Origin of the sequence: Sphingopyxis sp. L1A2A (genome assembly GCF_005502465.1) — a bacterium.
Taxonomy (GTDB): Bacteria; Pseudomonadota; Alphaproteobacteria; order Sphingomonadales; family Sphingomonadaceae; genus Sphingopyxis.
Genome location: NZ_SCOT01000005.1, coordinates 100,459 through 113,585, shown reverse-complemented (window position 1 = coordinate 113,585; position 13,127 = coordinate 100,459). Strand labels below are relative to the sequence as shown.

Genomic DNA, 13,127 nt, shown 5'->3' with positions numbered 1-13,127 from the left:
CCTAACCCCTCCCTGAAGAAGGGAGGGGAACTTAACCGAACGGCTGATCAATCGACGGCGGCGGTTCGCTGAACCACTGCGGCCCGCTGTCGGTCATATAGAAACAATCCTCCAGCCGGATCCCGAACTCGCCCGGAATATAGATGCCCGGTTCGTTCGAGAAACACATGCCGGGCGCGAGTTTCGTCGTTTCGCCGCGCACCAGATTGACCGGCTCGTGCCCGTCGAGGCCGATGCCGTGGCCGGTGCGGTGCGAGGTGCCGGGGAGCTTGTAATCCGGCCCCCAGCCAAGGCCGGCATAATAAGCGCGCACCGCGTCGTCGACCTGGCCCGCCGGGGTGCCGAGTTTCGCGGCGGCAAAGGCGACGTCCTGCCCCTTGCGCATCTGGTCCCAGACCTGCCGCTGGCGCGGGCTGGCCTTGCCGTAAACAAAGCTGCGCGAGATGTCGGATTGATAGCCATGGACGGTGGCGCCGCAGTCCATCAGCACGACCTCGCCATCCTTCACCGCCTGCGGCTTGCCCGACCCGTGCGGATAGGCGCTCGCCTCGCCGAGCAGGATCAGCTCGAACTCGCTGCGTCCGCCGAGCGCGGTCGTCGCCGCGGCCATGATCGCGCCGATCTGGTCGGGGGTCATCCCCGCCTCGACGCGCGGGGCGGTGTGGCGATAGGCGGCGATGGTGATGTCGCTCGCGATCTGCATCAGCGCGATTTCGGCGGGCGACTTGTGCATCCGGCAACCCCGGACGACGGGCGCGGCGTTGACGACCGTCGTCTGCGGCATCGCCTTTTCCAGCCCGTCGACCGCGAAATAGCGCACCGTTTCCTCGACGCCGATCTTGCCTTTCGTCAGCCCGCGCTTGCCCAGCCAGGCAGCGACTGCGGCGAGCGGATTGTCATCCTCGTTCCAGGTCAGCACGTCGGCGGCAACGGCCAGGCTTTCGCGCACCGACGGTTCTTCAAAAAAGGGCGTGACGACCGCCAGCTCGCCCTCGCGGGTCAGCACCGCCGCGGTCAGCCGCTCGCTGCGCGACCAGCGCACCCCGGTGAAATAGATCAGGCTCGACCCCGGCTCGATCAGCAGCGCGTCCATATTGTTGGCACGCAGCAAATGCGTCGCCTTGGCAAGCCGCGCCACCCGCTCAGCCTTACCGATCGGGACCGCCTTGGCGGCGAGATTGGGAAGCCCCGCGGTGTCGGCCGCCCAAGCGGGCAAAGGCAACGTTGCGGCCAGTCCGCCCAGCGCCGCGGCGCCAAGAAATTGCCGTCGTTGGATCATTATCCGCTTTCCCCGCTCAGTAAGTCAAAAGGTCCGCAATCTCGTCGCGCCACGCCGCTTCGTCGGGCAGCGCCAGCGCGTCGAGATCGCCCGCATCCGCGCCCGCATCGTCGACCCACTCGCGCAGATCGGGACCGCCATTGATCACGTCGATCGCCAGCACATCGTCGGTATATTCATATTTGAAATCGGTGCCGCGCCAGATCGGATAGTCGGGATAGAGCGAGCGGATCGCCTTGAACCCCAGCGCCTGCACCCGCCACGGCTGGAAGGCGGTGTCATCGTACCACGGCCCTTCGGCATGGACATGGACGCCGCTGCACAGCTGCCCCACATGTTTGTGAAAGGTCGGCTGGAACCAGATGTCGCGCAGCTTGCACCCCGCCAGCCAGTGCGGCGCGAGGCGGTGCATTTCGGCGATCACCGCCTTGGCATCGATATCGGGGGCGCCGAAGATTTCGAGCGGGCGCGTCGTGCCGCGGCCCTCGCTCAGGGTCGCGCCCTCGACCATTACGGTCCCGGCATAGGCGCGCGCCATGTTGACGTTCGCGGCGTTCGGGCTGGGGTTGATCCACACACGGCCCTCCGGCCAGCCATGGCCGGGCGCGGCATCGGGCGCCCACCCGTCCATTTCGATCACGCGATATTCAACGTCGAGGGTGAAGTGGCGAATGAACCAATGCCCCATTTCGCCCATCGTCAGCCCATGGCGCATGACCATCGGCGCCGCGCCGACGAAACTCTCCCAGCCGGGACGGAGCAGCGTGCCCTCAACGGATCGCCCCGCGGGGTTCGGGCGGTCGAGCACCCACACCGCCTTGCCATGCTGCGCCGCGGCTTCGAGCATGTAAAGCAAGGTCGTCACATAGGTGTAGATGCGGCAACCGAGATCCTGAAGGTCGATCAGGACGACGTCGAAGGTGTGCATCGACTGGCCGGTCGGGCGGCGCACTTCGCCATATAGGCTAAAGCACGGAACACCATGCACCGGATCGGTGAAGTCGGGCGACTCCATCATATTGTCCTGCAGGTCGCCGCGCACCCCGTGCTGCGGCCCGAACACCGCGGTGACATTCACCCCCGCCGCGACCAGCGCGTCCAAGCTGTGGGTCAGGTCGGCGGTGACCGAGGCGGGATGCGCGAGCAGCGCGACGCGCTGACCCGCCAGCGGCGCGCGCAGCGCGGGGTCGGTGAGCAGGCGATCGATACCGAATGTCATCGTCATGCCGCGTCGGGTGCCGCAAGCGTGAGCGCAAAGCAATCGGGATGATGAAAATCGGGTTTGCCCGGCGGATGCGCGAGCGCCCAATAGCTTTTGGTGCCGTCGACCTCTTCGATCACCGCGCACAGCGCGAGTTTCGACCCGGTATCGGGGAAAATCCCCGGTTCGACGCGCAGCGCATAGTGCGTGTCGCCGCGCTCGGCGACCATGTCCCACGGCGCCAGCTCGTCGGGGCGGAGCAGCGAGCGATAATCGTCGAACTGGTAACAGGCCCAGCGGCCGTCGGGAGCATAGTTGAATTCGGTATAGTCGGGCTGGCCCTCTTCGGTCAGGAACGCCTCGAAACAGGTGCCTTGCCACAATCCGTCGGTCGCGCTGTCGGCGATAACGAGTTGGCCGTCGCCGGGCGGCAGCACGATGTCGCCCACCGCGCCCTCGACGACATAGCGCAGCGCAAAGCCGTCATCGAACGAGAGCGTGACCTCGACCGCCACCGACCGGACCGTTTTGGCCGGGGTGTCGGGGTGGCAGACCAGCGCTTTGCGAATGCTATCCAAAACTTCAACCCCATGCTAAGCGCGCCCCGCTTGAAAAGAGGGCGCTATGACCAACCATCAATCCGACCTGCTGCGCGTCCTCGATCAGCGAGGCTATATCCACCAGATGACCGACGCGGAAGGGCTCGATACACTTGCCGCGAAACAGGTCGTCCCCGGATATATCGGTTTCGACGCAACCGCGCCCAGCCTGCACGTCGGCAGCCTGGTCCAGATCATGATGCTGCGCCGCCTGCAACAGACGGGGCACAAGCCGATCGTGCTGATGGGCGGCGGGACGACGCGGATCGGCGACCCGACCGGGCGCGACGAAAGCCGCAAGATGCTGACCGACGAAACGATCGCGGCGAACATCGCGTCGATCTTCAGCATCTTTCAGCAATTCCTATCCTTCGGCGATGGCCCGACCGACGCGGTGATGGTCAACAACCAGGATTGGCTGGGACAGCTGGGTTACATCGAATTGCTGCAGGAAGTCGGCACCCATTTCACGATCAACCGGATGATGACGTTCGATTCGGTCAAATTGCGGCTCGAACGCGAACAGCCGATGACCTTCCTCGAATTCAACTACATGATCCTCCAAGGCTATGATTTCCGCCATTTGTCGAAGGACATGGGGGTCCGGCTCCAGATGGGCGGGTCGGACCAGTGGGGCAATATCGTCAACGGCATGGAGCTGGGCCGCCGGATGGACGGCGCCGACCTTTACGGGCTGACGACTCCGCTGCTCACCACCGCGGCGGGCGCCAAAATGGGCAAAACCGCCGCCGGCGCAGTGTGGCTTAATCCCGCTCAACTGTCCCATTTTGACTATTGGCAGTTCTGGCGCAATTGCGACGACCGCGACGTCGGCCGCTTCCTGAAGCTGTTCACCGACCTGCCGCTCGACGAGATCGCGCGGCTGGAAGCGCTGGGCGGCGCCGAAATCAACGAGGCGAAGAAGGTGCTGGCGAACGAGGCGACCGCGCTGTGCCGCGGCGAAGAGGCCGCGCGCACCGCTTCGGACACCGCCGCGCAAACCTTTGAAAAAGGACAGATTGGTGGCGACCTGCCGCAGGCGGCAGCGCCCGCCGCAGGGATCAGCGTCGTCGATGCGCTGCGCGAGCTGGGCTTTGCCGCGTCGAACAAGGAGGCGCGGCGCAAGCTCGACGAGGGCGCGGTCAAGGTCGACGGCATCGTCATCCGCGATCCGCACCATCTGATCATGCCCGGCGACGCGCCCGTCCCGCTCAGCCTCGGGTCCAAAAAACATGGGCTGGTATCGCGGTAAAGCGCGCTAAAGCGTTTACGACTTCTTCAGCATTCGGGTGGATCGTCCATGGCCAAACCAACAAGGTCCACAAAAATGCGCAAGATCGACACCAGCAAGGCCCATTATGTCGGGCTCGACCAGCGAATTGCTCCGCGTAGCGACGTCTATGTCCGCCTGCCCTTCGTCATGCCGGACGGACGGCAGGAAATGTGCACCTGCGTCAACATCAGCGCCGACGGCATGCTGATGCGGTTCGAGCGCGGGCTCGAGATCGGCGACCTCGTCGTCTTCCGTATGCCGATCATCGGCCGCACCGCGGCCAAGGTGGTGTGGTCATTGGGCGGCAAGACCGGTGTCCAGTTCGACAAGTCGATCGCGGTCGAAGATTATCTGCCGATGATCCGCGCCATGGGCGCCCGGGCCGACGTCAACTAACCGCTCCGCAGCAGCGGCACCGCCGCATCACGCTCGAACAAGTACAGGCAGTGCCGCACCGCCTCGCCGCGCGCGCCGTCCATCCCGCCGTCGCGTTCGACAAACAGCCGCGCATCGTCGTGCGCCACCGGCAGCAACCGCACCAACTGCTCGGCGCTCGCCAGACCATAATCGGCGTCGCCCGACTGCTTGAGCCCGAGCAGTTCGCCGCCGCCGCGCAGTTCCAGATCCTTTTCCGCAATCACGAACCCGTCGTTGGTCTCGCGCATCAGCGCCAGCCGTTCGCGCGCGGTTTCGGACAGATTTTGCGAGCGTAGCAGCAGGCACACCGATTTCGCCGCGCCGCGCCCGACGCGCCCGCGCAGCTGGTGCAGCTGCGCCAGGCCAAAGCGATCGGCATGTTCGACGATCATCAGGCTGGCGGCGGGGACATCGACCCCGACCTCGATCACCGTCGTCGCGACGAGGACACCGATTTCGCCCGCCTGAAACTGTGCCATGACGTCATCCTTGTCGGGCCCCTTCATCCGGCCATGGACCAGCCCGACACGATGGGCGCCCAGCCGTTCGCGCAGCAGCGCGGCGCGATCTTCAGCGGCGGCGAGTTCACTCATTTCGCTCTCGGCGACCAGCGGGCAGACCCAGTAGGCTTGCGCTCCGGTCGCCAGATGACGCTCAAGCCCGCCGACCACCTCGTCGAGGCGGTCGACCGACACGACGCGAGTATCGACCGGGGTGCGCCCGGGCGGCATCTCGTCGATCCGCGACACGTCCATCTCGCCGTGATTGGCGAGTTGCAGGGTGCGGGGGATCGGGGTCGCGGTCATCACCAGCAGGTGCGGCGGCCGCGCCGCCTTTTGGGTCAGCATCAGCCGCTGCGCGACGCCAAAGCGATGCTGTTCGTCGACCACCACCAGCGCCAGATCGCGATACGCCACTGCATCCTGAAAAATCGCATGGGTGCCGACGAGGATGTCGATGCTGCCGTCGGCGAGCCCTATCAGCGTCGATTCGCGCACGCGGCCCTTGTCGCGCCCGGTCAGGATCGCGATGGTGACCGGCAGCCCCGCCAGCATTGCCTGCAAGGTCGCGAAATGCTGGCGCGCCAATATTTCAGTCGGCGCGAGCAGCGCCGCCTGCGTCCCCGCCTCGACCGCCGCCAACATCGCGCGCAGCGCCACCAGCGTCTTGCCCGACCCGACATCGCCCTGCAGCATCCGCAGCATCGGGGTCTCGCGGCCCATATCGGCGGCGATCTCGCGCCCCACCCGTTCCTGCGCCCCGGTCAGCCCGAACGGCAGCCGCAGCGCATCGATCAGCCGCCCATCGCCGACCACCGCGCGGCCCTTGCGCTTGCGCAGCCCCTCACGGATCAGCATCAGCGCGACCTGGCTCGCGAAAATCTCGTCATAGGCGAGCCGGTCGTGCGCCGCGGCGTCGTGCGGACTGGCATGCGCGCGCGTCAGTGCCTCGCGCCAGGCGGGCCAATTGCGGCTGGTCAGCAGCGGCCCGTCGATCCATTCGGCGAGTTCGGGGCGCCGTTCGAGCGCAATCTCGACCAGCTGCGTCAGCCGCGTGTTGGTCAGCCCTTCGGTCAGCGGATAGACCGCCTCGCTCGTGGCAATCGCCTCCTCGCTGTCCGGTTCGCTGACATGGTCGGGATGGACGATCTGGCGCATCTCACCATAGGTATCGAGCCGTCCCGACACCTGCCGCGGTTCACCGAGCGGGAACAGCTTTTTCGCCAGGCCCGACGTGCGCCCGAAATAGACGAGCCGGACATGATCGCCCGCGGCGTCGAATGCATCGACGCCGAACGGTGCGCGCGGGCTGCGCCCCGACCGGTAATCCTGCGCGGTAAGCGTCACGATGATCTGCTGACCCGGCTGTGCGTCGTCGAGGCGATCGACCGGATAGCGCTGAACGAGGCCGGTCGGGAGGTGGAACAGCACATCGACGACCCGCTCCAGCCCGAGCCGCGCCAGCGGCTTGGCGAGCTGCGGCCCGACGCCCTTCAGGTCGGTGAGTGCGGCAAAGAGCGGATTGAGGATTTCGGGTCGCATGGCTAGGGCGTGTCTAGCCCCCACATTCCGTTCGTGTCGAGCGAAGTCGAGACACCCGGCGGGATAGCGCTGTCCGCCGGGGTGTCTCGACTTCGCTCGACACGAACGGACTTGGTGATCTTCGTTGCTGAATCATTCGATCGGACTAAAAGGCCCGCCATGACCGACCGCCTCAAACGCCTGAAATTCCGCGCCTGGCACCGCGGCACGCGCGAGGCCGACTATATGATCGGCGGGTTTTTCGACCGCTATGCCGCGACGTGGAGCGAGGACGAGATCGCCTGGTACGAAATCGTCGTCGAGGAAGACGATGTCGACATCATGGCGTGGGCGCTCGGCACCGGCGAGCCGCCCGCGCATCTGAACCGTCCTGCGATGATCGCCGCGATGCGCCGCCTGGACTATATCCCGCTGCCATGACGACGCCCGCCGCCGACATCTTCGCCGCGATCGGATCGGCAGCGGCGCCGCTGACGCTGGCGCGCGCCGCCGACGGTTTCCTGCCGCTGCTGCTCGCCGATCTGGCGCGCGCCAGCGACCGGCGCCTGGTTTATGTCGCGACCGACGATGCGGCGATGCAGGCGGTCGCTGACGCCGCACCCTTCTTTGCCCCCGACCTCATTGTCCACCGCTTCCCGGCGTGGGACTGCCTGCCCTATGACCGCGCCGGGCCGTCGATGCGGGTCAGCGCCGACCGGCTGGCGACGCTGTCGGCGTTGCAACAGCCGGCGAAGCGCGGCGAGCTGATCCTGACCACCGTCGCCGCGATCACTCAGCGCACCCTCACCCCGTTCCGCATCCGCCAGCTCGCGACCACGCTGGCGGCGGGGCAGCGGATCGACCGCGATTCGCTCGCCGAATTGCTCGTCGCCAATGGCTTCAGCCGCGTCGATACCGTCGCCGACCAGGGCGAGTTTGCAGTGCGCGGCGGCATCGTCGACCTGTTTCCCGCCGGCGAAGAAAACGGCCTGCGCATCGATTTCTTTGGCGACGAGATCGAAAGCATCCGCCGCTTCGACCCCGCCGACCAGCGCAGCCTTGGTCCCGCCAAGGCGCTGCAATTGCTCCCCGCCACCGAAACCCTGCTCGACGAAGCGACGATCAAACGTTTCCGCTCGACCTATCGCGACCTGTTCGGGGCGCAGGCGACCGGTGATCCGCTGTATCAGGCGGTCAGCGAGGGGCGGCGGCAGGCGGGCATGGACCATTGGCTGCCCCTGTTCGAGGAGCGGTTGGCGACGCTGTTCGACCATATCGACCCCGCAACCCCGGTGCTGCGCGGCCACCGCAGCGAGGCGACCGCCGAGACGCGCTTTGCCGCGATCGCCGATTATCATGCCAACCGCGTCGCCGCCGAACAGGAGTCGACCGGCAGCTATCGCCCGCTGGCGCCCGAGACGCTGTATCTGACCGAGGCCGAATGGGCGGGCGCTGCGCGCAGCCGCCCAGTCCATGTCGTCACCCCGTTCGATGTCGCGCCGTCGCCGCAGGTCATCGACCTCGAAACCTTTGCCGCGCGCGATTTCACCCCCGAGCGCGCCGCCGACGCCAATGTCTATCAGAAGGTCGCCGATCATCTGAGCGACGAACGCCGCAAGGGGCGGCGCACGATCATCGCCAGCTATTCAGGCGGCGCGCGCGAGCGCCTGTCCGGGCTGCTCCGCGAGCATGGCGTTACCGGGTTAGTGCAGGCAGAGACTTGGCAGGAAGCACTGGGTTCGAGTTCCGTTCGTGTCGAGCGTAGTCGAGACACCGCGCAGAACAGCGCCACCCCGAGGGGTGTCTCGACTTCGCTCGACACGAACGGGTTGGGAGGCGGCTCACCAAGCGGCAACGTCGCGCTCATCGTCCTCCCCCTCGACCACGGCTTCGCCTCCGATGCGATCAGCCTACTCACCGAACAGGACATTCTTGGCGAACGTCTCGTCCGCCGCCAGAAACGACGCAAGAGCGCCGACGCCTTCCTCGCCGAGCTCGCGACGCTCAGCGTCGGCGACATGGTCGTCCATCTCGATCATGGCATCGGGCGCTATGAGGGACTGACCTCGATCCCGGTCGGCAACAGCCCGCATGATTGCGTCGCGCTGACCTATGCGGGCGGCGACAAGCTCTATGTCCCCGTCGAAAATCTCGACGTCCTGTCGCGCTATGGCGGCGAGAGCGACGGCGTCGCGCTCGACCGGCTCGGCGGCGAGGCATGGCAGCGCCGCAAGGCGCGGATGAAGGAACGCATCCGCGAGATCGCCGGCGAACTGCTCGCAACCGCGGCACAGCGCGCGCTGCGCTCGGGCGAATTGCTGGCGCAGGACGCCGCCTACCCCGCCTTTGCCGACCGCTTCCCCTATCAGGAAACCGACGATCAGGACCGCGCGATCGGCGATGTGCTCGCCGATATGGCGTCGGGGAAGCCAATGGACCGGCTGGTCTGCGGCGACGTCGGGTTCGGCAAGACGGAGGTTGCGCTGCGCGCCGCCTTCGTCGCGGCGATGGCCGGAGTGCAGGTCGCAGTGGTCGTGCCGACGACTTTGCTCGCGCGCCAGCATTTCACCAATTTTGTCGAGCGTTTCAAAGGTTTCCCGGTCAACATCGGCCGCCTGTCGCGGCTCGTCCCCGCCGGTGAAGCGCAAAAGACGCGCGACGGACTGGCCAGCGGCCACATCGATATCGTCGTCGGCACCCATGCGGTGATCGCCAAATCGGTCGAGTTCAAGAACCTCGGCCTCGTCATCGTCGATGAGGAACAGCGCTTCGGCGTCGTTCACAAGGAGCGCCTCAAGCAGCTCAAGGCCGACGTCCACGTCCTCACCCTCACCGCTACGCCGATCCCGCGCACCTTGCAAATGGCGATGTCGGGCCTCCGCGAACTCAGCGTTATCCAGACGCCTCCCGTGGACCGGCTCGCGGTGCGGACCTATGTGGCGCCGTGGGATGCCGTCGTGCTGCGCGAAGCGTTGCTGCGCGAACATGACCGTGGCGGGCAGAGCTTCTTCGTCGTCCCGCGGATCAAGGATCTGCCCGATATCGAGGAATTCCTGCGCAACCGCGTGCCCGAGATCAAATATGTCGTCGCCCACGGCCAGATGACCCCGACCGAGGTCGAGGACCGGATGAGCGCCTTTTACGACCGCAAATATGACGTGCTGCTGTCGACCACCATCGTTGAATCCGGGCTCGACATCCCGAGCGCCAACACGCTGATCATCCACCGCGCCGACCGCTTTGGCCTGGCCCAGCTGTATCAGCTGCGCGGGCGCGTCGGACGCGCCAAGACGCGCGCCTATGCCTACCTCACCACCCCCGAACATGGTGCGATCACCGACACCGCCGAAAAGCGGCTCAAACTGCTCGGCGATCTCGACACGCTGGGCGCGGGGTTCCAGCTGGCGAGCCACGATCTCGACATTCGCGGCGCGGGCAATCTCGTCGGCGACGAACAGTCGGGCCATATCCGCGAGGTCGGATTCGAGCTGTACCAGTCGATGCTGGAAGAGGCGATCCTGATGGCCAAGGCCGAAGGCGCGGGCAAGCTGCCCCCGCGCGAAGCCTTGTCACCGACGATCACCGTCGACGCGCCGATCCTGATCCCCGAGGATTATGTCCCCGACCTGCCGCTGCGGATGGCGCTGTATCGCCGCCTCAACGACGCCGCCGACCGTCCGGCCCTTGACGCCTTTGCGGCCGAGATGATCGACCGTTTCGGCCCGCTGCCGCCCGAAACCGCGAACCTGGTCCAGCTGATGGAGATCAAGGCGAACGCCCGCGCCGCGGGCATCGCCAAGCTCGACGTCGGCACCAAGGGCGCACTCGTGTCGTTCCACAGCGACCAGTTCGCCAATGTCCCCGGGCTGATCGCCTATGTCGAACGGCTTAAAGGCCGCGCCCGCCTTCGCCCCGACAACAAGCTGTCGGTGAGCGGCGACTGGGTGAGCACCGGAGCGCGGCTGAACGGCGCGCTGCAATTGTCAAAGGGGTTGGCGAAGCTGGCGAAGCAGGTCGTTTGACGTCGCCCCCGCGAAGGCGGGGGCGACGGTTACGCCATCAGCCCCAGCAACTGCTCCGCCGGCACCGGACCCGACTTCAAAAACCCCTGCCAGGTCGCCACCCCCAGCTCGGACAGGCGCGCCAGCTGGCGTTCATTCTCGATCCCCTCGGCCACCACCAGTAGCCCCAGCGCGCGCGCGAGGTCGACGATCGCGCGCACGACGATGCGGTCGCGGTCGCTGCCGTCGATGGTGCGGGTGAAACCGCTGTCGATCTTGAGATAATCGATCGGCAGCCGTGCGAGCAGCGACAGGCTGGAATAGCCGGTGCCGAAATCGTCGATCGCGATCGCGCAGCCGAGAGCGCGGATCTGCGCCAGCTGTTCGGCCGCGCTCGCCGGGTCGCTGAGCATCGCCTGTTCGGTCAACTCGAGCGTCAGCCGGTCGGGGTCGACCTTTGCCGCTTTCGCCATCGCGGCAAACCTGCCGGCAAATTCGGGATCGCCCAGGTCGGCGGCGGTGATGTTGAGCGAGACGCGCAGTTTCGCCAGCGACCGGGGCCAGCTCGCCATTTCGGCGAGCGCGACGCGGTGGGCATGTTCGGTCAGCTCGCATTCGAGCCGCGCCGCGCGCGCCGCGGTGACCAGCGGCCCGGCGCCGAGCAGGCCGAGCTCAGGGTGTTGCCAGCGCAGCAACGCCTCGACCCCGATCATTTCGCCGGTGCCGACGTCATATTGCGGCTGGTAATGGATCATGACCTCGTTGCCCGACAGTGCGGCGTGAACCATCACCCCGTCGCGCGCCGACGCGGGACGGGACAGTTGATCACCGGCGTTGCGGAGCTGGGCGGCGACCGATTCGTCGCGGGTGATCAGCGCCGCGGCGATCCGGATCGCCAGACGGCCGTTGGGATCTCCGACGATCGGTTCGGCCAGCGCAACGTGCAGCGCACGTTCCTGCGCCCGCAGCGCGCCCAGCGACATCGGGGTCGAGGGCACGATCAAAAAACGCGGTCCGTCGAGCCGGTCGACGCACGATCCCTGACCAAATTCGTCGCTGGCAAAATTTTCCAGCCGCCGCCCGATTTCATCGAGCACGGCGTCGCCCGTCGCGGTTCCCGCGCTGTTGTTGATCCGCGCCATCTGGTCGACCTGGACCAGGATCACGCCAGCGTCGGCGTCGTGGCGCGCGTGCAGGGCTTCGAGTTTGCGGACGCAGGCGGACAAGGATTCGGAGAGGCGATTCATCGGGTTTCCCTAGCAGGCTTTGCTTGCCAAGTTCCTGCCTTTTGCATCACAAGGGGCGCGTGGCTGCCACATTTTCCCAATCCGCCGCGCCCGCGGCCCCCTTGATCGACGGACATGGCCGCCGGATCAGTTACTTGCGCCTGTCGGTCACCGACCGCTGCGACCTGCGCTGCCGTTATTGCATGGCCGAAGACATGATCTTTCTGCCCAAATCGGCGGTGCTGAGCATCGAAGAAATGGGAGAAATTGCCGAACGCTTCGTCGCGCGCGGGATTCGCCGCATCCGGCTGACCGGCGGCGAGCCGCTGGTGCGGCGCGGCATCGACACGCTGGCGGCGCGGCTGGGGACGATGATCGGCAACGGCCTCGAGGAGCTGACGCTGACCACCAATGCGATGCGGCTGGCCGAATATGCGCCGATGCTGGCGGCGGCGGGGGTGCGGCGGATCAACGTCAGCCTCGACACCCTCGATCCCGCGGCTTTCCGGCACATCACCCGGGTCGGCGACGTCGAGGTTGCGCTCGGCGGGATCGCCGCCGCGCGCGCCGCCGGGCTGGCGGTGAAGATCAACATGGTCGCGCTCGCCGGGCTCAACGAAGACCAGCTGCTGCCGATGCTCGATTATTGCGCCGCGACCGGCTGCGACCTTACCCTCATCGAAACGATGCCGCTGGGCGAGGTCGAAGCCGACCGCAGCGACCATTATATCCCGCTCCATCATTTCATTGCCCCGCTCCGCGACGTCCGCGCGCTGTATCCGGTCGACAAGCGCACCGGCGGCCCGGCGCGTTATTTCGCGGTCGAGGACAGCCCGGTCACGCTGGGGCTGATCACCCCGCTGTCGGACAATTTCTGCGCGACGTGCAACCGCATCCGCCTGACCGTGGAGGGCCGCGTCTATATGTGCCTGGGGCAGGACGATCATGTCGACCTGCGCGCGGCGCTGCGCGAAGCGGGCGATGTCGATGGGTTGATTGATCTGGCATTGGCTGGCAAACCCCGTGCGCATGACTTTCATATCGAACGAAAGTCCACACCGGCGGTCGCGCGTCATATGAGTGCAACGGGCGGCTGACCGGCCGCCCCGT

General features: G+C 66.5%; 10 protein-coding genes. 5 read left to right on the top strand and 5 right to left on the bottom strand.

Annotated elements, in window-relative coordinates; all coding sequences use genetic code 11:
• Nucleotides 1-31 precede the first annotated feature (31 nt).
• Genes FFS68_RS05335 through FFS68_RS05325 form a run of 3 tightly spaced genes read right to left on the bottom strand, consistent with a single transcriptional unit; the run spans nucleotide 32 to nucleotide 3,058 of the window.
• Nucleotides 32-1,279, bottom strand: coding sequence for a Xaa-Pro peptidase family protein (locus FFS68_RS05335; protein ID WP_137752162.1), 1,248 nt, complete (start codon nucleotides 1,277-1,279; stop codon nucleotides 32-34).
• Between the two features lie 16 nt (nucleotides 1,280-1,295).
• Nucleotides 1,296-2,498, bottom strand: coding sequence for a DUF1343 domain-containing protein (locus FFS68_RS05330; RefSeq protein ID WP_137752221.1), 1,203 nt, complete (start codon nucleotides 2,496-2,498; stop codon nucleotides 1,296-1,298).
• A gap of 2 nt (nucleotides 2,499-2,500) precedes the next feature.
• Nucleotides 2,501-3,058: a DOMON-like domain-containing protein gene (locus tag FFS68_RS05325; RefSeq protein WP_137752161.1), complete on the bottom strand. Its 558-nt coding sequence runs from the start codon at nucleotides 3,056-3,058 to the stop codon at nucleotides 2,501-2,503.
• A 46-nt stretch (nucleotides 3,059-3,104) separates the two neighbouring features.
• On the opposite strand from FFS68_RS05325, the gene tyrS reads away from it, so the two are divergent.
• Both tyrS and FFS68_RS05315 read left to right on the top strand, forming a co-directional pair.
• Nucleotides 3,105-4,331, top strand: a complete 1,227-nt coding sequence (gene tyrS, locus FFS68_RS05320; protein WP_137752160.1) for a tyrosine--tRNA ligase — start codon at nucleotides 3,105-3,107, stop codon at nucleotides 4,329-4,331.
• Nucleotides 4,332-4,406: 75 nt separating this feature from the next.
• A complete protein-coding gene (locus FFS68_RS05315) occupies nucleotides 4,407-4,748 on the top strand; it encodes a PilZ domain-containing protein (protein ID WP_120217026.1) in 342 nt (113 codons plus the stop codon).
• On the opposite strand, the gene recG is transcribed toward FFS68_RS05315, so the two are convergent.
• On the bottom strand, nucleotides 4,745-6,811 hold the full coding sequence (gene recG / locus FFS68_RS05310; RefSeq protein ID WP_137752159.1) for an ATP-dependent DNA helicase RecG: 2,067 nt from the start codon (nucleotides 6,809-6,811) through the stop codon (nucleotides 4,745-4,747). The two genes, FFS68_RS05315 and recG, sit on opposite strands and share 4 nt — an antisense overlap.
• 159 nt (nucleotides 6,812-6,970) lie before the next feature.
• Here recG and FFS68_RS05305 point away from each other — a divergent pair, with 159 nt between their 5' ends.
• On the top strand, nucleotides 6,971-7,231 hold the full coding sequence (locus FFS68_RS05305; protein WP_137752158.1) for a succinate dehydrogenase assembly factor 2: 261 nt from the start codon (nucleotides 6,971-6,973) through the stop codon (nucleotides 7,229-7,231).
• Nucleotides 7,228-10,812, top strand: coding sequence for a transcription-repair coupling factor (gene mfd / locus FFS68_RS05300; RefSeq protein WP_137752157.1), 3,585 nt, complete (start codon nucleotides 7,228-7,230; stop codon nucleotides 10,810-10,812). Before FFS68_RS05305 ends, mfd begins: the two co-directional genes overlap by 4 nt.
• A 29-nt stretch (nucleotides 10,813-10,841) precedes the next feature.
• Here mfd and FFS68_RS05295 read toward each other — a convergent pair whose 3' ends face one another.
• A complete protein-coding gene (locus tag FFS68_RS05295; protein ID WP_137752156.1) occupies nucleotides 10,842-12,038 on the bottom strand; it encodes a GGDEF domain-containing phosphodiesterase in 1,197 nt (398 codons plus the stop codon).
• A 59-nt stretch (nucleotides 12,039-12,097) separates the two neighbouring features.
• On the opposite strand from FFS68_RS05295, the gene moaA reads away from it, so the two are divergent.
• Entirely contained in the window at nucleotides 12,098-13,114 is a 1,017-nt protein-coding gene (gene moaA / locus FFS68_RS05290; RefSeq protein WP_137752155.1) for a GTP 3',8-cyclase MoaA, read from the top strand.
• Nucleotides 13,115-13,127: the final 13 nt, after the last annotated feature.

What these genes read in the sequence shown, in the direction of transcription:
- tyrS (WP_137752160.1), top strand. Translation starts at nt 3,105, where the DNA reads ATGACCAACCATCAATCCGACCTGCTGCGCGTCCTCGATCAGCGAGGC.
- FFS68_RS05295 (WP_137752156.1), bottom strand. Translation starts at nt 12,038, where the DNA reads ATGAATCGCCTCTCCGAATCCTTGTCCGCCTGCGTCCGCAAACTCGAA.
- FFS68_RS05315 (WP_120217026.1), top strand. Translation starts at nt 4,407, where the DNA reads ATGCGCAAGATCGACACCAGCAAGGCCCATTATGTCGGGCTCGACCAG.
- mfd (WP_137752157.1), top strand. Translation starts at nt 7,228, where the DNA reads ATGACGACGCCCGCCGCCGACATCTTCGCCGCGATCGGATCGGCAGCG.
- recG (WP_137752159.1), bottom strand. Translation starts at nt 6,811, where the DNA reads ATGCGACCCGAAATCCTCAATCCGCTCTTTGCCGCACTCACCGACCTG.
- FFS68_RS05330 (WP_137752221.1), bottom strand. Translation starts at nt 2,498, where the DNA reads ATGACATTCGGTATCGATCGCCTGCTCACCGACCCCGCGCTGCGCGCG.
- FFS68_RS05335 (WP_137752162.1), bottom strand. Translation starts at nt 1,279, where the DNA reads ATGATCCAACGACGGCAATTTCTTGGCGCCGCGGCGCTGGGCGGACTG.
- FFS68_RS05305 (WP_137752158.1), top strand. Translation starts at nt 6,971, where the DNA reads ATGACCGACCGCCTCAAACGCCTGAAATTCCGCGCCTGGCACCGCGGC.